At 68.4% G+C, this 17,765-nt stretch carries 19 protein-coding genes; 6 read left to right on the top strand and 13 right to left on the bottom strand.

Features of this window, described 5'->3' with window-relative positions:
* Positions 1-97 precede the first annotated feature (97 nt).
* From rplI to ASE87_RS09345, 5 genes are all read right to left on the bottom strand, one after another.
* The gene (rplI, locus tag ASE87_RS09325; protein WP_043595329.1) at positions 98-550 is read right to left on the bottom strand and encodes a 50S ribosomal protein L9; all 453 of its coding nucleotides are present in this window, start codon (positions 548-550) and stop codon (positions 98-100) included.
* A 14-nt stretch (positions 551-564) separates the two neighbouring features.
* A complete protein-coding gene (rpsR, locus tag ASE87_RS09330; RefSeq protein ID WP_043595327.1) occupies positions 565-825 on the bottom strand; it encodes a 30S ribosomal protein S18 in 261 nt (86 codons plus the stop codon).
* Between the two features lie 51 nt (positions 826-876).
* Positions 877-1,452 (bottom strand): single-stranded DNA-binding protein, encoded by a 576-nt coding sequence (locus ASE87_RS09335; RefSeq protein WP_043595325.1) that lies wholly within the window; start codon positions 1,450-1,452, stop codon positions 877-879.
* A 4-nt stretch (positions 1,453-1,456) separates the two neighbouring features.
* A complete protein-coding gene (gene rpsF, locus ASE87_RS09340; protein ID WP_054145729.1) occupies positions 1,457-1,855 on the bottom strand; it encodes a 30S ribosomal protein S6 in 399 nt (132 codons plus the stop codon).
* Between the two features lie 191 nt (positions 1,856-2,046).
* The gene (locus ASE87_RS09345) at positions 2,047-3,486 is read right to left on the bottom strand and encodes a CCA tRNA nucleotidyltransferase (protein ID WP_056227981.1); all 1,440 of its coding nucleotides are present in this window, start codon (positions 3,484-3,486) and stop codon (positions 2,047-2,049) included.
* 163 nt (positions 3,487-3,649) lie between these two features.
* On the opposite strand from ASE87_RS09345, the gene ASE87_RS09350 reads away from it, so the two are divergent.
* The 6 genes from ASE87_RS09350 (at position 3,650) to ASE87_RS09375 (ending at position 11,562) form a co-directional block, all read left to right on the top strand.
* Positions 3,650-5,908 carry a DUF6049 family protein gene (locus tag ASE87_RS09350; protein ID WP_056227985.1) on the top strand — a complete coding sequence of 753 codons (2,259 nt, stop codon included), beginning with the start codon at positions 3,650-3,652 and terminating at the stop codon, positions 5,906-5,908.
* Entirely contained in the window at positions 5,905-7,569 is a 1,665-nt protein-coding gene (gene murJ / locus ASE87_RS09355; RefSeq protein WP_056227988.1) for a murein biosynthesis integral membrane protein MurJ, read from the top strand. The genes ASE87_RS09350 and murJ overlap by 4 nt, the downstream gene beginning before the upstream one ends.
* A gap of 168 nt (positions 7,570-7,737) precedes the next feature.
* The gene (trxB, locus tag ASE87_RS09360; protein WP_043595319.1) at positions 7,738-8,730 is read left to right on the top strand and encodes a thioredoxin-disulfide reductase; all 993 of its coding nucleotides are present in this window, start codon (positions 7,738-7,740) and stop codon (positions 8,728-8,730) included.
* 48 nt (positions 8,731-8,778) lie between these two features.
* Positions 8,779-9,105, top strand: a complete 327-nt coding sequence (trxA, locus tag ASE87_RS09365) for a thioredoxin (protein WP_043595317.1) — start codon at positions 8,779-8,781, stop codon at positions 9,103-9,105.
* Positions 9,106-9,222: 117 nt separating this feature from the next.
* A complete protein-coding gene (locus ASE87_RS09370) occupies positions 9,223-10,527 on the top strand; it encodes a PLP-dependent aminotransferase family protein (RefSeq protein WP_056227991.1) in 1,305 nt (434 codons plus the stop codon).
* Positions 10,528-10,599: 72 nt separating this feature from the next.
* The gene (locus ASE87_RS09375; protein WP_056227995.1) at positions 10,600-11,562 is read left to right on the top strand and encodes a D-alanine--D-alanine ligase; all 963 of its coding nucleotides are present in this window, start codon (positions 10,600-10,602) and stop codon (positions 11,560-11,562) included.
* A 761-nt stretch (positions 11,563-12,323) separates the two neighbouring features.
* On the opposite strand, the gene ASE87_RS09380 is transcribed toward ASE87_RS09375, so the two are convergent.
* The 8 genes from ASE87_RS09380 to rpmH all read right to left on the bottom strand — a co-directional run bounded on the left by ASE87_RS09380 (position 12,324) and on the right by rpmH (position 17,433).
* Complete coding sequence (locus ASE87_RS09380) at positions 12,324-13,271, bottom strand: ParB/RepB/Spo0J family partition protein (RefSeq protein ID WP_056227998.1); 948 nt, start codon at positions 13,269-13,271, stop codon at positions 12,324-12,326.
* Entirely contained in the window at positions 13,271-14,203 is a 933-nt protein-coding gene (locus tag ASE87_RS09385; protein WP_043595312.1) for a ParA family protein, read from the bottom strand. The genes ASE87_RS09380 and ASE87_RS09385 overlap by 1 nt, the downstream gene beginning before the upstream one ends.
* Positions 14,204-14,419: 216 nt before the next feature.
* Positions 14,420-15,055, bottom strand: a complete 636-nt coding sequence (rsmG, locus tag ASE87_RS09390) for a 16S rRNA (guanine(527)-N(7))-methyltransferase RsmG (RefSeq protein ID WP_043595310.1) — start codon at positions 15,053-15,055, stop codon at positions 14,420-14,422.
* A 10-nt stretch (positions 15,056-15,065) separates the two neighbouring features.
* A complete protein-coding gene (locus ASE87_RS09395) occupies positions 15,066-15,629 on the bottom strand; it encodes a R3H domain-containing nucleic acid-binding protein (protein ID WP_082452530.1) in 564 nt (187 codons plus the stop codon).
* Positions 15,626-16,582: a membrane protein insertase YidC gene (gene yidC / locus ASE87_RS09400; protein WP_043595308.1), complete on the bottom strand. Its 957-nt coding sequence runs from the start codon at positions 16,580-16,582 to the stop codon at positions 15,626-15,628. Before yidC ends, ASE87_RS09395 begins: the two co-directional genes overlap by 4 nt.
* A 10-nt stretch (positions 16,583-16,592) precedes the next feature.
* Positions 16,593-16,955, bottom strand: coding sequence for a membrane protein insertion efficiency factor YidD (gene yidD, locus ASE87_RS09405; protein WP_056228001.1), 363 nt, complete (start codon positions 16,953-16,955; stop codon positions 16,593-16,595).
* Entirely contained in the window at positions 16,952-17,287 is a 336-nt protein-coding gene (rnpA, locus tag ASE87_RS09410; RefSeq protein ID WP_043595305.1) for a ribonuclease P protein component, read from the bottom strand. The genes yidD and rnpA overlap by 4 nt, the downstream gene beginning before the upstream one ends.
* Before the next feature lie 8 nt (positions 17,288-17,295).
* Positions 17,296-17,433, bottom strand: a complete 138-nt coding sequence (rpmH, locus tag ASE87_RS09415; protein ID WP_043595303.1) for a 50S ribosomal protein L34 — start codon at positions 17,431-17,433, stop codon at positions 17,296-17,298.
* Positions 17,434-17,765 lie beyond the last annotated feature (332 nt).

Below are 17,765 nucleotides of genomic sequence, written 5' to 3' on the forward strand. Positions count from 1 at the left end.
GGCCGGCACACCGCACGCACCCGGCATGCAGAAGAGCGGCAGCCCCCCGAGGGGGACCGCCGCTCTCGCGTACAGCAGGCGCCGAGGCGCCGGGGTGCTACTTGGCCGAGACGACCGTCAGCGTGATCGTCGCGATGACGTCCTCGCGCAGGCGGAGGGTGGCTTCGTGCTCACCCGTCACCTTGATGGTCGTGGGGATCTCGACCTTGCGCTTGTCGATCGTCGCGACGCCCTGGGCGGTGACCGCGTCGGCGACGTCGGCCGGGCGGACCGAGCCGAACAGACGGCCGTCGGCACCGGTCTTCACCGTGAGACGGATCTTCTGGGCCTCGAGGCGCTGCTTGAGGTCGTGGGCCTCTTCGATCGTCTTGAGCTCGCGGGTCTCGCGGGCCGTACGGATCTGAGCGACCTGCTTCTCACCACCGCGGCTCCACGCCACGGCGAAGCCCTGGGGCACCAGGTAGTTGCGGGCGTAGCCGTTCTTGACGTCGACGACGTCACCGGCGGAACCGAGGCCGGAGACCTCGTGGGTCAGGATTACCTTCGACATGGTGGTCCTTCCGATCAGCGGCCGGAGCCGGCGTAGGGGAGGAGCGCCATCTCACGGGCGTTCTTCACGGCACGGGCGATGAGGCGCTGCTCCTGGACGGAGACGCCGGTGATGCGACGGGCGCGGATCTTTCCACGCTCCGAGATGAACTTGCGCAGGGTCGCGACGTCTTTGTAGTCGATGACACCGACGCGGATCGACTTCGCGGGCGCGGCGTTCTTGCCGCCCTTACCGCGGAGGGGCTTGCGGCGGTCGCCGCTGCTCTTTCCAGCCATTGGTTTCTACTTTCGATGAATGAAGAAGTACTAAAAGGGGAACGGCGAGGCCTAGAAGGGCGTCTCGTCGTTGTAGGTGCCGTTGCCACCGGGGGTGTTCCACACGTCGCCGCCAGAGGTGTTGCCACCCTGCTGGCCGCCGGCGGGCTGACCCCACGGCTCTTGCGCCTGACCGCCGCCGACCTGGGCCGGCTGGCCACCACGGTTGCCACCGCCGTTGCCGCCCCCGAAGGAGCCGCCACCGGCAGCGCCGTCGCGGGAGGACGCGGCGCGCGTCACCTGAGCGGTCGCGTAACGCAGCGAGGGGCCGATCTCGTCGATCTCGAGCTCCATGCTGGTGCGCTTCTCGCCCTCTTTGGTCTCGTACGAGCGCTGCTTGAGTCGGCCCTGAGCGATGACCCGGCTGCCCTTGGTGAGGCTGCTGGCCACGTGCTCGCCGAACTCGCGCCACACGCTGGCACGGAGGAAGAGCGCCTCGCCGTCCTTCCACTCGTTCGACGCGCGGTCGAACGTGCGGGGGGTCGACGCGATGGTGAAGTTCGCGACCGCGAGCCCGTTCTGCGTGTACCGCAGCTCGGGGTCACTGGTGAGGTTCCCCACCACTGTGATGACGGTCTCGCCAGCCATCGGACTACTCGGCAGCCTTCTCGGCGGCGGGAGCAGCCGGGGCGGCAGCGGCGTTGGCAGCCTTGCGGGCGGCCTTCTCGTCGCTGACCTTCTTGGCAGCGGCGACCATGGCGATCGCCTCTTCGGCACGCAGGACCTTGGTGCGCAGCACGGCCTCGGAGAGACCCAGCTGGCGGTCGAGCTCGACCGTGGCGGCCGAGTTCGAGGTCAGGTTGACGACGGCGTAGATGCCCTCGGTCTTCTTGTTGATCTCGTAGGCCAGGCGACGACGTCCCCAGATGTCCACGTTGTCGATCGTTCCGCCATCGTTGCGGATGACGTTGAGGAACTTGTCCAAGCTCGGGGCGACGGTGCGCTCATCGATCTCGGGGTCCAGGATGACCATCAGTTCGTACTGGTGCATGACTAACCCACCTCCTTCGGACTTAACGGTCACAGACGGTCTGTGACAGGAGGGTGTTCATGACGTGGCGCCGCCGTGAGGCAGACGCAACCTTCCCAGCGTAGCCGAGCGCGCCTCCTGAATCAATGCCAGGGCGGCGGTCGCCGGCCCTCGAGAGCCGAGGAGGCGCGGGTCGACACCCGAATGGCTGGTTACGCCCCAGCGCTCTCGCGTGCGTTCCACCAGGCCAGCAGGCGCTCGGTGGCGACCTCGGCCCCCAGCGGCCCCTCTTCGGTCCGCAGCTCGAGGAGGAAGCGGTAGGCCTCGCCGACCTCGCGGCTCGGGGCGATGCCGAGCACGCGTTGGATGTCGTCGCCGTCGAGGTCGGGCCGCAGCGAGTCGATCTCTTCACGCTCCCGCAGCTCGGCGATCCGCGCCTCGAGGTCGTCGTAGGCGAAGCCGAGCCGGTCGGCCTTGCGGCGGTTGCGCGTGGTCACGTCGGCTCGGGTGAGCATGTGCAACCGCTCGAGCTGGTCACCGGCGTCGCGGACGTACCGGCGCACGGCCGAGTCGGTCCAGGCGCCCTCGGTGTAGCCGAAGAAGCGGAGGTGCAGCTCGATCAGCCGGGACACGGCACCGATGGTGTCGTTGTCGAAGCGCAGCGTCTTCAACCGCTTCTTGGCGAGCTTGGCACCGACGACGTCGTGGTGGTGGAAGGTGACGACGCCGCCCGGCTCGAGGCGCCGCGTGGCGGGCTTGCCGCAGTCGTGCAGCAGGGCCGCCAGGCGCAGCGTGAGGTCGGGTGCCTCGCCCGGGTGCCGCTCGCGCTCGTAGCCGATGGCCTGGTCGAGCACGGTGAGGCTGTGCTCGTAGACGTCCTTGTGGTGGTGGTGCTCGTCGACCTCGAGGCGCATGGCCGCGAGCTCGGGCATGACATGGTCGGCGAGCCCGGTGTCGACCAGGAGTCGGACACCGTCTCGGGGGGTTTCGGTCTTGAGCAGCTTCGACAGCTCGTCGGCGACCCGCTCGACCGAGACGATCGAGAGGGTCTCGGCCCGGGCGGTCATCGCCTCGCGCACCTCGTCCGACACCGTGAAGCCGAGCTGCGCCGTGAACCGGGCGGCCCGCATCATGCGCAGGGGGTCGTCGCGGAACGAGTCGACCGCCGTGCCCGGGGTGGCGAGCCGCGCCTCCAGCAGGTCGTCGACACCGCCGGACGGGTCGACGAGCACGCGCTGGGGCAGACGCAACGCCATCGAGTTGACCGTGAAGTCGCGACGGACCAGGTCGCCCTCGAGGGTGTCGCCGAACTCGACGACGGGCTTGCGGGTCTCGCCGTCGTAGACGTCGCTGCGGTACGTGGTGATCTCGACGGTCTCGCCGTCGACGCGGGCGGCGATCGTGCCGAACGCGCGGCCGACGTCCCAGTGCGCCTCGGCGAGGGGGACGACGATCGCCAGGATCTCGTCGGGGTCGGCGTCGGTCGTGAAGTCGAGGTCGTTGACCGGGCGGCCGATGAAGGCGTCGCGCACCGGACCGCCGACGAGGGCGAGCTCGTGACCGGCCGCGGCGAACGCGGCGGCGAGCTTCTCGATGCGGGGGGTGGCGGCCAGATCGTCCAGTCGCTGCAGGGCCCGTGCGACGCTGTCCATGACGAAACAGCTTGCCACAGCCGAGGAGGCGCGGGCTGAGTCCCCGACGGCGCCTCGCGACCCCGTCGTCCCCCTCGCAGGCGCTTCGCCGCTGCTTCTTGGTCGGCGTTGCCTAGACTCGGCATGCTCGAACGGCCCCTGTCGCCGTCGACACCTGACGCCTATGAGACTCTTCTTCGCCGTGATCGCCGCCCTGTTGGCGGTGTTCGTCGTGTCGGCGGGACTGCCGGCCACGGCGGCACGAGCGGCGTCCGCCCCCGCGGGCGACGGCGTCACGATGACCGTCGAGCCGGCCTCCGACGGCGTGCTGCGACCCGACGACGACCTCACCCTCGGGGTCACCGTGACGAACGACGGCGACAGCGACCTCGCGGCGACGAAGGCCCGGATCTACCTCGACCGCGAACCGTTCACCACGCGGTCCAAGCTCGCCTCCTGGCTCGATCCCGACGACGTCTCGGGTGACGACTACCTGGGGCGTCAGCTCGTCCAGGTCGACGTGCCGGCGGTCTCCGCCGGGTCGTCCGTGGCGCTCGACACCGTCGTGGTGCCCGCCGACCGCCTCTCCCTGACCGGCCGCGCCTTCGGGGCACGCGCGCTCGGGGCCCGCGTGCTCGACGCCTCGGGCAGCCAGGTGGCGCAGACCCGCAGCAGCGTGGTCTGGTACCCCGCCGACAGCTTCCAGCCGACCCGCGTCGCGGTCGCCGTGCCGATCACGACGCCCGAGAGCGAGACCGGCGTCCTCGACGCCTCCGCCCTCGCCGCCTACACCTCCGACGGCGGGGTGCTGCGACGCGAGCTCGACGCCGTGTCGGGCACGGGCGCGACCCTCGGCGTCGACCCGATGATCGTCGCGTCGATCCGCCTGCTCGGCACCGAGGCCCCGCAGCCGGCCGTCGACTGGCTCGACGAGTTGCAGGCGCTGCCGAACGACATGTTCCCGTTGGCGTACGCCGACGCCGACGTCGCCGGGCTGCGACAGGCCGGCGCGACGACCGTCCCGGCCGTGACCTCGCTCGACACCCTGGTCGACCCCGACCGCTTCGAGGACATGCCCGCACCGACCGACACGCCCACCGAGACCCCGGACCAGGGCACGGACGACGGCTCGGGCACCGGCGTCGCCGGATCCGATCCATCCGCCCTGCCGAGCGACGGGGTCACCGACCAGCCGACCGGCGAGCCGTCGCCCGACGAGACTCCCGGCGACGGCGTGGTCCTGCCGACCACCGCCCAGCTGCTCGACTTCCCGTGGACGCAGCGCGACGTCGTCTGGCCGCGCGAGTCGTCCGTCGTGTCCGCCGACCTGACCGCGTTCGCCGGCGGCTCGTACACGTCCACCATCGTCTCGAGCGGCAACGTCGACGTCGACGGCGACTCGACCGAGAACGCCGCGGTCACGATCGGTGACGTCCCGGCCGTCGTCTCGGACGACCCGTTGTCCGACCTGGTCACCCAGGCCGCCGAGGCGACGAGCCTGGCCGAGTGGCAGGCCACGATGGCCCGGCTCTCCGCCACCGTCGCCACCATCGCCTACGAACGGCCCAGCGACGCCCGCACGCTGCTGACCACGCTCGAGCGCGAGTGGCCGTCGACCGGTCAGTTCCTCACCCGCACGCTGCAGGCCGTCGACGGCCTGCCCTGGGTCAGCGGTGCCACCCTGACCGACGCCCTGGCGAGCACCCCGTCGACGGCGACGGTCGTCGACAGCCCCGAGAGCGACGCCCGCCTCGACCAGCTGCGCGACCTGGTGTCCGCCGACGAGAGGGTCGTGGACTTCTCGACCGCCCTCGCCGAACCGCAGCTCGTCACCGAGTCGGCCCGACTCCGCACGATGGCCCTGGCCTCGCACGCCTGGCGCGACAACGTCGACGGCTTCCCCGCCGAGGTCGCCTCGGCCGTGGCCGACGCGACCGCGACGTCGGGTCTCGTGGCCGTCGTCCAGGGCTCGCCGATCTCCATCCTCGGCGACCGCTCGGCCCTCCCCCTCTACCTCGAGAACAAGACCGACTCGGTCGCGACGGTGATGTTGAACCTGACCCCGTCGAACTCCATCCTCTCGATCGAGCGCAGTCCCATCGAGGTGACGATCCAGCCGCAGTCCCAGACGCGGGTCAGCGTGCCCGTGCAGTCCGTCGCCAACGGGACGGTCTCGGTGCAACTCCAGCTGGTCAGCCTCTCGGGCGTGGCGATCGCCACCCCGGTCGACGTGCCGCTCTCGGTGCAGGCCGGGTGGGAGACCGCCATCACCTGGATCTTCGGCGTCGCCTTCGCCGCCCTCTTCGTCGGCGGCCTCTACCGCACCTTCCGCAAGCGCCGCCGGGCGCGCGACGAGGCCCGGTCGTCCGGCGACGGCCCGTCGGCCGATGCCGCCCCGTCACCCGATGCGGCCGCCTCGCCGCCCGTCCAGGAGTCCATGTGAGCAACCAGGGCGGTCTCGGTCGCGCCAGCATCCTCCTCGCGTCCGGGACGATGGTCTCGCGCGTCCTCGGCTTCGTGAAGGCGGCCGTGCTGGCCGCCGCGATCGGGCAGTCGGCCAGCCGCGCGGCCGACTCGTTCGCCCTCGCGAACCAGCTGCCGAACAACATCTACGCGCTGATCGCGGGTGGCCTGCTCAGCGCCGTGCTCGTGCCCCAGATCGTGCGGGCGGCGACCTCCGACGACGGGGGGCAGCGGTTCATCAACAAGATCGTGACCCTCGGCACCATCGTCTTCGCGGCCGTGGGCCTGGCCGGCACGCTGCTCGCCCCCGTGCTCGTGCGGCTCTACGCACAGCAGAGCACGGACGGCGGCGCCGGATTCACCTCGGACCAGCTCGCCCTCGCGACCGCCTTCGCCTACTGGTGCCTGCCGCAGATCTTCTTCTACGCCATGTACTCGCTGCTGAGCGAGGTGCTCAACGCCCGACAGGTGTTCGGGCCCTTCACCTGGGCCCCGGTGCTCAACAACGTCGTGGCCATCGCCGGCCTGGTCGTCTTCATGGTGATGTTCGGCGGTGCCGTCGAGAACTCCGCGGTCGACGTCTGGACCGGCGACCGCATCTTCGTCATCGCCGCCACGGCCACCCTGGGCGTCCTGGCGCAGGCGGCGTTCCTCTTGCTGTTCTGGCGCCGTGCGGGTCTGACCTTCCGCCCGGACTTCCGCTGGCGCGGCGTCGGCCTCGGCGCCACGGGCAAGGCCGCCGGGTGGCTGTTCGGCATGGTGCTCGTCACCCAGCTCGCCGGGCTGGTCCAGAGCCGCGTCGCCACCCTGGGCAGCGAGGTGGGCGCCTCGAACGCGGTCCTCGCGAACGCCTGGCTGCTGTTCATGCTGCCGCACGGCATCATCGCCGTGTCGATCGGCACCGCCTACTTCACGCGCATGAGCGGCCACGCCTCGCGCGGCGACCTGCGGGCCGTCCGCACCGACATGTCGCAGTCCCTCCGGGCCATCGGCATGTTCATGGTGTTCGCCGCGGTCGCCATGTGCGTCGTGGCCTACCCGTTCGCCCGGTTCTTCGAGGTCGACTTCGCCGGGTCGACCCGCACCGCCGAGGTGATCCTCGGCTACATGCCCGGCCTCGTTCTGTTCAGCGTGCTGTTCATCGTGCAGCGGGTGTTCTACTCGATGCACGACCAGCGCACGCCGTTCTTCCTGCAGCTCGTCCAGTCGGGCATCTTCGTCGCCGGCGTCGCGGTCTCGGCCGCCGTGGTGTCGCCCGAGCACATCGCCATGGCCATCGCCGTCACGACGTCGATCGCGGGCTCCAGCCAGGCCGTGGTCGCGCTCGTCGTCGTCAAGAAGCGGCTGGGCGGCATCGACGGCCGCTGGGTGCTGCGCCGCTACGTCCAGTTCTTCGTCTTCTCGCTCGTCGCCGGGGCGGTGGGCCTTGTCGTCGTGACCGTCCTGGGTGGTTTTTCCGCTGACGGCTTCGCACAGTCCGGCCGCGTGCCGGGCGTGCTGACGGTCGTCGTGGCCGGGGCCGTCATGGGCCTGGTCTACGGCGCACTGCTCTGGTTCGCACGGATCCCCGAGCTGCGGGTGCTGACCACGCCGGTGACCGCACGTCTCGCACCGACCGTCTCGCGCCTCCTGCGTCGCTGACCGCCGCTGAGCGCCGTTGCCGGGCACGGCCGGGCCCCGGACTGCCAGGCCCGCGGGAATGCCCCGTCGGTAGGATGCGTTCCACCAGACGATCGAGGGATCCGACCGCCCGAGCCACCGCTCGCGGGTCGTCTTCCCGCTCGTGAAGTTCTCCCCAGGAAGGTGCCCATGCGCCAGGTCATCATCATCGGTTCCGGCCCCGCCGGCTACACGGCCGGCATCTACGCCGCCCGGGCCGGTCTGCGCCCTCTCATCGTCGCGAGTTCGGTCGAGGCCGGCGGCGAGCTCATGAAGACCACCGAGGTCGAGAACTTCCCCGGCTTCCCCGACGGCATCCAGGGCCCCGAGCTCATGTTCAAGATGCAAGAGCAGGCCGAGAAGTTCGGCGCCGAGGTCCTGCTCGACGACGTCACCGCCGTCGACCTGACCGGCGACGTCAAGAAGGTCACGCTGGGCAACGGCACCGTGGAAGAGAGCCTCACGGTGATCTTCGCCACGGGCAGCGCGTACCGCAAGCTCGGCCTCGCCGACGAAGAGCGCCTGAGCGGCCGCGGCGTCAGCTGGTGCGCCACCTGCGACGGCTTCTTCTTCAAGGAGAAGGCGATCGCCGTCGTCGGCGGTGGCGACTCGGCGATGGAAGAAGCGACGTTCCTGACCCGCTTCGCCTCGAAGGTCTACGTGATCCACCGCTCGAGCAGCCTGCGCGCGTCGAAGATCATGCAGGACCGGGCTCACGCCAACGAGAAGATCGAGTTCCTCTTCGACAAGCAGGTCACGGCGATCCTCGGCGGCGAGAAGGCCACCGGCGTCACCCTGACCGACACGGTCGACGGCAGCACCACCGACCTCGACCTCGACGGCCTCTTCATCGCCATCGGCAACGACCCCCGCGTCCACCTCGTGCACGGTCAGGTCGACCTGACCTCCGACGGCACGATCGCCGTGCAGGGACGCAGCTCGAAGACCAACCTGACCGGCGTCTTCGCCGCGGGCGACGTCATCGACGCGACCTACCGGCAGGCGGCGACCGCCGCGGCCTCTGGCACCGTCGCGGCGCTCGACGTCGAGCACTACCTGGCCTCGCTCGACCAGACGTTCCTGGCCGAGCAGACCGTCGGGTCGGCCGAGGGCGTCGAGACGTCCGAGTCCGTGGTCGCCTGACCCGCGCCTCCTGAAGCCAACCCAGATCACCCTGACGAAAGGAACACCATGAGCAGCGCCAAAGCAGTGACCGACGCGTCCTTCGAGGCCGACGTCCTCAACTCCGACAAGACGATCCTCGTCGACTTCTGGGCCGAGTGGTGCGGCCCGTGCCGCGCCGTCTCGCCGATCCTCGACCAGATCGCCGCCGAGCACGGCGACAAGATCGAGATCGTCAAGCTCAACGTCGACGACAACCCCCAGACCGCCATGAAGTACCAGATCACCTCGATCCCGGCCATGAAGGTCTACCGCGGCGGCGAGGTCGTCAAGACGGTCATCGGCGCCAAGCCCAAGCCGGCCCTCGAGGCCGACCTGGCGGAGTTCATCGCGTAGTCGACGCCGACACCACGACGAGAGCCCGCCCAGCACACGCTGGGCGGGCTCTCGTCGTCTCCCGCCCGCACGGGCATAGTCTTGACCGAATCACCCTCTGACAGAACCGGGACACCGATGAGCGACAAGGGCACCAACCTCGACCCGTGGTACGACTCGTACGCCGACCGTACGGCCGGCCTCAGCGCCTCCGAGGTCCGAGCCCTGTTCGCCGTCGCCTCGCGTCCTGAGGTCGTCTCGCTGGCCGGCGGCATGCCCTACGTCTCCGCCCTGCCTCGTGAGCTCGTCACGGGGGCCATCGACCGCGTCATGGCCGACGGGGGAGCGATGGCGATGCAGTACGGCAGTGGCCAGGGCACCCCGGCGATCCGCGAGCACATCATGCAGATCATGGCGATGGAGGGCATCCGCGGCAGCGCCGACGACGTCGTCGTCACCACGGGCTCCCAGCAGGCCCTCGACCTCGTCACCCGCCTCTTCGTGAACCCCGGCGACGTCGTGCTCGCCGAGTCTCCGAGCTACGTGGGTGCCCTGGGGGTCTTCAAGGCGTACCAGGCCGACGTCGTGCACGTCCCGATGGACGAGCACGGACTCGTGCCCGAGGCGCTGCGTGAGGCCATCACGGCCGTCACGGCCCGTGGGGGGCGGATCAAGTTCCTGTACACGATCCCGAACTTCCACAACCCGGCCGGCGTCACCCTCACCTGGGCCCGTCGCGTCGAGATCCTCGAGATCTGCCGCTCGGCGGGCATCCTCGTCCTCGAGGACAACCCCTACGGTCTGCTCTACTTCGACCAGCCGGCCCCCCAGGCGATGCGCTCGATCGACGACGAGGGCGTGATCTACCTCGGGTCGTTCTCCAAGACGCTCGCGCCCGGCTTCCGGGTGGGCTGGGCCCTCGCCCCGCACGCCATCCGCGAGAAGCTCATCCTCGCCAACGAGTCCGCCACGCTGTCGCCGAACTCGTTCGGGCAGTTCGTCATCACCGAGTACCTCGACCAGGCCGACTGGCGTGGGCAGATCGAGACCTTCCGCGACCTGTACCGCGAGCGGCGTGACGCGATGATCTCGGCGCTGGGGGAGTACCTGCCGTCGCTCACGTGGAACGTGCCCGACGGGGGCTTCTTCGTCTGGGTGGGGCTGCCGGCCGAACTCGACTCGAAGGCCATGCTGCCCCGTGCGGTCAAAGAGCTCGTGGCCTACACGCCCGGCACGGCGTTCTTCGCCGACGGCGACGGTCGGCAGAACATCCGCTTGTCGTTCTGCTACCCGACGCCCGAGTCGATCCGCACCGGTGTGGCCCGCCTGGCGAACGTCGTCAACGGCGAACTCGACCTGTTGCGCACGTTCTCACCCGCGAGCCTGTCGAACCCGGCCACTCGCCCGCAGAGCGTCGTCGTCCCGCCGCCGAACACCAACTGATCAGGACTTTTGGCGCCTGGTGGGCGTTCCGCCCGAGACCGGCCACCGTCGTGACACGAGAGAGAGACCCCCATGGCATCCAGTGAGCTGCGTACCGTCACCGTTCTCGCCGGAGGCATCTCGCACGAACGCGACGTCTCCCTCCGATCGGGGAGGCGCGTGGTCGACAGTCTCGTCACCCACGGCATCCAGGTCGAGCTCCGGGATCCCGACGCCGCGTTGCTCGGGCACCTGACCGCATCACGTCCCGACGTCGTGTGGCCGGCCCTGCACGGAGCAAGCGGTGAGGACGGAGCACTGCGCGGCCTGCTGGAAGCACTCGACGTCCCCTTCGTCGGCAGCACGGCGGCAGCGGCGCGACTCGCCTGGGACAAGCCGACCGCGAAAGAGCTCGCCCGACGTGCCGGGGTCTCCACCCCGCGAGGCATCACCCTGTCTCACGACGCCTTCCGCGAGCTCGGCGCCGTCGGCGTGTTGGCCGCCATCGCCGAGGAGCACCCGGTGCCCGTCGTCGTGAAGCCGGCACGGGGTGGCTCCGCGCAGGGCGTCACGGTCGTCGACGACATCGGTGCGCTGCCGCGGGCCATGGTCGATGCGTACACGTACTGCGACGACGTCATCGTCGAGCAGAAGATCACGGGTACCGAGGTCGCCGTCGGGGTCATCGACACCGGTGACGGACCCCTCGCCCTGCCTGCGGTCGAGATCGTGCCTCGTCAGGGCTTCTACGGGTTCGAGGCCCGCTACAACGCAGGGGAGACCACGTTCTACACTCCCGCACGGATGGACTCCGCGGCTTCCGAGGCTGCCGCTCGAGCCGCCGTGGCCGTTCACGAAGCCCTGGGGCTCCGTCACCTCTCCCGGGTCGACCTCATCGTCGACGCCGCCGGCACCCCGTGGTTCCTCGAGGTGAACGTCCTGCCCGGATTGACCGAGACGTCTCTCGTTCCGATGGCACTGGAGTCGGCTGGCTACGAACTGGGCATGTTCTACGCCGCCCTCGCCGAGAAGGCCGTCGCCGACCACCGTCGCTGAGAAGCTCCCGCTCCGCGCCACGCCGCGCTCCGTTTCACGTGAAACAGTCCTGTCTTCAGAACCAGGAGCATCGGCTGATGAGCGTCGCGTCCCCGTGGCCGGACACGCCTGTTCGGCCAATCATGTGGCGCCTGATCCGTTGGTCTCAAGACATCCAACGAGACGACGACCCGGCCACCGCAAGACCAGCTGATTCATCGGGGACGGTCGGTGAACTCTGACGGAATAGGGTTCGAACCGGTCGCGACCAGCCCGATTGTCTTCGGCTGGGAGTCGTGACGACGATCTGATCAAGCCGCTTGGTCCTCTGACCCCTGCCGGCCTGCGTGTGTTGTGCCAACTCGAGATGACTCGAGGAACCCCGTCACCTGCCGTGACGCGGCGAGGACTTTCGTCGCCTTGTCGACACGACATCGTCCCCCTCGAGGACGGAAGTCCCCGCAGAGTTGGGGCAGAGTTCCGGATCACCTGGTTCAGCCTTCACCAGCTGGACGAGCAGAAGGATCCCCTCCACATGACGCCGGAGGCTAGGCCTGCAGCGAACGGGCACATTCGACTGTCATGTCATCTGGGGTCGCTTCGACGACCGAGCGAGCAGTGGGGTAGGCGCCTGAATACGAGGGGTTTCACGTGAAACACTCGCAGCACGCGGGCCAAGTCGCTGACGATCTGCCTCGACAACAACAGCCCATGCTCCGGGGAGCAAGGGCCGTCGATGTTTCACGTGAAACAGGCGACACGCGGCGCCTGTGAACGCAGCGTCACTCCTCCTGCTCGTGTCCCAGCTGGCCGAGGATGCGATCGAGATCCTGCATGGAGGCGAAGTCGATCGTGATCGACCCCTTGCGAGCACCCAACGACACCTTGACACGGGTCTCGAACCGGTCGCCAAGACTCTCGGCCACCTCGTCCAGGTGAGCCTGGTGTTTGCCCGGGGTCGACGTCCGCGTCGATTTCGGCTTGGCACTCCCACCCGCGGCGATGGCCTCGGCTGCCCGCACGCTGAGGTCTTCATTGACGATGCGATCTGCGAGACGAGCCATGAGCACCGGGTCACCCGTGCTCAGGATCGCTCGGGCGTGGCCGGCCGTCAGGACGCCCGAGGCGACCCGGCGCTGGACGGCTGCAGGCAGCCTCAGCAACCTCAAAGTGTTCGTGATCTGCGGACGACTACGACCGATGCGAGTCGCCAACTCGTCCTGCGTGATGCCGAAATCGGCAAGAAGTTGCTGATAAGCGGACGCTTCTTCGAGTGGGTTGAGCTCCGCTCGGTGGAGGTTCTCGAGCAGGGCGTCGCGCAGCATCGCGTCGTCTGCAGTGTCCTTCACGATGGCGGGGATCGTCGCCAGACCCAGCTCTTTGGTCGCGCGGAGGCGTCGCTCGCCCATGACGAGCTCGTACTGCGCTGCCCCTTTGCTGCTTTTCTTGATCGGGCGGACCACGATGGGCTGCAGCACACCGACCTCGCGGATGGACGTCACCAACTCGGCGAGCTCTTCGGCGCGGAATTCGGCCCGCGGCTGCTGCGCGTTCGGGGTGATGTCCAACGGGTTGAGGTTTGCCAGGCGCGCGCCCGGCACGGCGATGAGTTCGTCGGCCGTTTGCTGCGCCGTCGGGAAGAACACGTCGACCGGGCGGTCCTGGCTCTCGTCCGAGACGGGGATGAGGGCGCCGATGCCGCGCCCGAGTCCGGTTCGCTTCGTTGCCATTACTGGGGTGCTCCTCGACGTGCTAGTTCGGCGGCCGCCTCGAGGTACGAGATCGAACCGGGGGAGTTGGTGTCGTAGCTGATGACCGTCTGACCGTAACCAGGTGCCTCGCTGATCCTGACCGACCGCGGAATCAACGTGTTCAACGCCTCATCAGGGAAATGCTCGCGGACGTCGGCGACGACCTGCTGAGCGAGGTTCGTCCGTCCGTCGTACATCGTGAGCAGGATGCTCGACACCTTGAGCCTGGGGTTCAGGTGCTTCTCGATCAGCTGGATGTTGCGCAGCAGCTGGCTCAATCCTTCGAGCGCGTAGTACTCGCACTGGATGGGGATGAGCACTTCACTGGCGGCGACGAAGGCGTTGATCGTGAGCAGGCCAAGAGACGGGGGACAGTCGATGAAGACGTAGTCGTACCGCTCGCCGGCCTCCTCGGTGGCGCTGAGGTACTCGGACAAGGCTCTGCTCAGTCGCTGTTCACGAGCGACGAGCGAGACGAGCTCGATCTCGGCACCGGCGAGGTGGATCGTGGCCGGGATGCAGAACAGCGTGTCGAACTCGGGACTCTTCTGGACGACGTCCGCGACCTCGCCGTCGTTCACCACGACGTCGTAGACGCTGGGCGTCTCGGCGCGGTGTTCCACGCCCAAGGCCGTCGAGGCATTGCCCTGCGGATCGAGGTCGATCACCAACACCTTCGCCCCACTCCGCGCCAGGGCCGCCGAGAGATTGACGGTGGTCGTCGTCTTGCCGACACCACCCTTCTGATTGGAAACGGTGATGACCCGTGTCTCGGCAGGGGAGGGGAGGGGCTCGCGCGACAGGGCCTGCTTGCGTCGATTCAAGTCGGCAAGCTCCCGAGCCAGGGGAGTGCTTCTGTCGTCGTCAGCCGAGGAACTCACTGAAGGGGTCTCCGTATCGCCATGTTTCACGTGAAACGACCAGCCCGGAGGTGTGACACCACGCCGCTCGCAAACGGCTCGGTGATCATCGGGGATCGAAGGCCGAGTCTATCGTCAGGCCCCGACAAAGACAGGGACCCCGCGTCCGCGTGCCCGACGAGACCTCGCACCCGCGGATCGTCCTGAACGACCAGTTGGGGCATAATCCCTGGTCAGCAGGCCCTCATGCTGAGTTTGACCGCTTGATCAGTCCAGAGTCGCGACGAAGACCCGGGTCGTCTCGTCGACGAGTCCGACGCCGAGCTCACGGGCCTCGACATCGATGAGGTGATGGCGGGCGATGACCTTGCGCGCAGCAGCGATCTCGTCGTCGACCCGCGCGCCCTTCATCAACAGCAGTTGTCCGCCGGTCTTCACCAGCGGGGCGGTCAGCGGGATCAACTTGGACAGAGCCGACACCGCACGGGCGGTCGCCTGATCGAGCCAACCGTCCAGCTGTACGTCTTCGGCACGGGCACGGACGACCTCGACGTTGTCGAGACCCATGCGCTCGGCTTCGGCCGTCAACCAGTCCACGCGTCGCTCCATCGGCTCGATCAGGACGAGCGTGGCGTCCGGGCGAGCGGCGGCGAGGACGAGTCCTGGCAGACCGGCACCCGACCCGATGTCGCCGACGCGGCCGGAGACCAACAGGGGCGCCAGCAGACCGCAGTTGACGACGTGGCGGGTCCAGAGACGCGGCAGCTCGAGCGGTCCGATCAGGCCGAGTTCTTCACCGTGCTGGGCGAGGTCGGCGACATAGCGGCGCACGACGTCGAGTCGGTCGCCGAAGATCGTCGCCGCGACGGCCGGCTCGACCTCGAGGGTCGACGTGTCGGTCATGTCGGTGCGCTCAGGGACGGGTGATGACGGTGTGACGGTCGCGGCCTTCGCCCTCGGACTCCGAGGTGAAGCCCCGCGCAGCCACGATGTCGTGGACGAGTTTGCGCTCGTAGGACGACATGGGCGGCAGGGCGGCCGACGTGGCACCGTCCTCGAGTTTCGCGACGGCGACGTCGACGAGACGACCGAGCTCGGTCTCGCGCGTGGCACGCGAGCCTCCGATGTCGAGGATGAGACGCGAGAACTCGCCTGTCTTGGTCTGCACCGCGATGCGCGTCAGCTCTTGAAGGGCATTGACCGTGTCGGGCTTCGACAGGACGCGCAGCTTCTGCTCGCCACTCGAGTCGACGGAGATGTACGAACGACCGCCGCGGACCTCGATGTCGATGTCGCCGTCGAAGTCGCAGATGTCGAGCAGTTCCTCGATGTAGTCGGCTGCGATGTCGCCCTCGTCGAGGACGTCGGCCGCGTCGACCGAGGCGACCCGCGCCTCCTGGTCGTCGCTCGAGGCGACGGCACCGTCGTTCTCGGCGGCGGGCTCGACGATGTCGGTCGTGGAGTCGTCAGAGGTCATTTCTTGGGGCCGTTCTGCTTCTTGGAGCGGTTCTTGCCGACGGGCTGGGTGCGCTGGGTCGTCTTCGGCACGGCGGGCGCCGACTCGATCTCGGTCACGGTGATGCTGGGCAGGCCCTTGCGCTGCTGCTTGCGCGCGAGGCGCTCCTCACGCGCCAGAGCCGCCTCGCTGCCGGGCGTGGGCATGTTGCGGATGACCAAGAACTGCTGGGCCATGGTCCAGACGTTGGAGGTGAGCCAGTAGAACATGACGCCCAGGGGGAAGGACAGACCCGAGAAGACGAACACGAGGGGCAGGAAGTACAGGAGCATGCGCTGCTGCTTGAACATGGGGCTCGCCTTGGTCTCGGGCGACATGTTCTTGGAGACGATCTGCAGCTGCGTGATGAACTGCGACGCCGTCATGATGACCACCATGGCGCCGGCCATCAGGCGGACCTCCCAGGTGGTGGCACCGAGGAAGGTCTCTTTCAGGGGTGCACCGAAGAGCGCCGACTCACCGAAGGAGTTCGACAACGCCGAGTTCAGCAGGCCGATGCCCACCTTCTCTTGCTGGGCGTTGTGCAACACGGTGTAGAGGCTGAAGAAGATCGGCATCTGGATCAGCAGCGGCAGGCACGAGCTGAGCGGGTTGGTACCCGTGTCCTTGTAGAGCGCCATGGTCTCGCGCGACATGGCCTCGCGGCTGAACTGGTCGCGCTTGCCCTTGTACTTGTCCTGGATCTTCTTGAGCCGGGGCGCGATCTCCATCATGCGTCGCTGGCTCTTGATCTGCCGGACGAAGATCGGGATGAGGCAGGCCCGCACCACGAGGACCAGGCCGACGATCGAGAGCACCCACGTGCTGCCGGCCGCGGTGTCCATGCCGAACGCCGTGAGGACGTTGTGGAAGCCGACGAGGATCGCCTCGACGACCCATCTCAGGGGCCAGAGGATGGTGCCGATGAAGTCCATGGTGTTCGGGTCAGCCCTTTCCGTGGCTCTGTGCGACGATGCGGCCCGCCCCGACGAGTTCGGGGGTGGTGGTGCCGGATCGCGGTGTCACGAAGCCGGACTTCGTGACGCGGTACTTCTGTGTACGGGGCTCGGGGACGTCGTCGACGCCTCCGGCTGCCCAGGGGTGACACCGGGCGATGCGCCAGCTGCCCATGGCCACGCCCCGCACGACGCCGTGCAGCTGGATGGCCTCGAGGGCGTACCGGGAACACGACGGGTAGTAGCGGCAGACGTCTCCGTAGAGCGGGGAGACGACGGCGCGGTAGACGCGGAGCACGAGGACGCACGCGTTGCGGGGAAGCAACGCGACGAACTGCACAGCTCTTGTCACGCTTTCACGCCCCTGTCGACGACCTCGGAGATGTCCGACAGCAGGGTAGACCACGCAACGTCGGGGCTGCCTGGCAAGGCTCTGATCACGACGTCGAGCCCCCGGGGGAGCGTCGGCAACATCTCGTGACAGACACCCTTGAGCCGACGACGGACCGTGTTGCGGACGACCGCGTTGCCCACGGTCTTGGCCACGATGAAGCCGAACCGGACCAGGTCGTCGTCACGACGACGGACGTAGACGACCGAATGCGCCGTGCCCGACTTGCGGCCACGGCGCACGGTGGTTCGGTAATCGTCTGCGCGGACGATCCGGTTGGCCCGGGCCAACACGGAGGTGGCTACGCCGAGAGCTCGGTGCGGCCCTTGCCACGACGGGCGGCGAGGATGGCGCGACCGGCGCGGGTGCGCATGCGGGCACGGAAACCGTGCTTCTTGGCGCGACGACGGTTGTTCGGCTGGAACGTTCTCTTGCTCATGGTGGTCCTCCAGGAAAGCGGACCAGGCCTGTTGCCACGATCCGAGAAGTCTTGTACAGCCAACGCGGCTGAAATCAACTGATTAAAAGTACGCGTGATCGGAGCCGTGGTCAAACGGCGACTTCTGGAGGCGCTTGTCCACAGTGTTGAAAACTCCGGTTGCGGACTCCACACCCGGTCGAACTAAGGTGGGTACTTCTCGCGGTACTTCCGCGTGACGACGGGGAACACGCAGCGATCCCGGCCCGAACGGCGCCAACCGATCGGTGGAGAAAGCTGTGCATAACTCGTCCCGCACTCGTACCCTTCGAACACCGGCGGGTGAACGCGAC

This window comes from Frigoribacterium sp. Leaf44 (assembly GCF_001421865.1).
Lineage (GTDB): Bacteria > Actinomycetota > Actinomycetes > Actinomycetales > Microbacteriaceae > Frigoribacterium.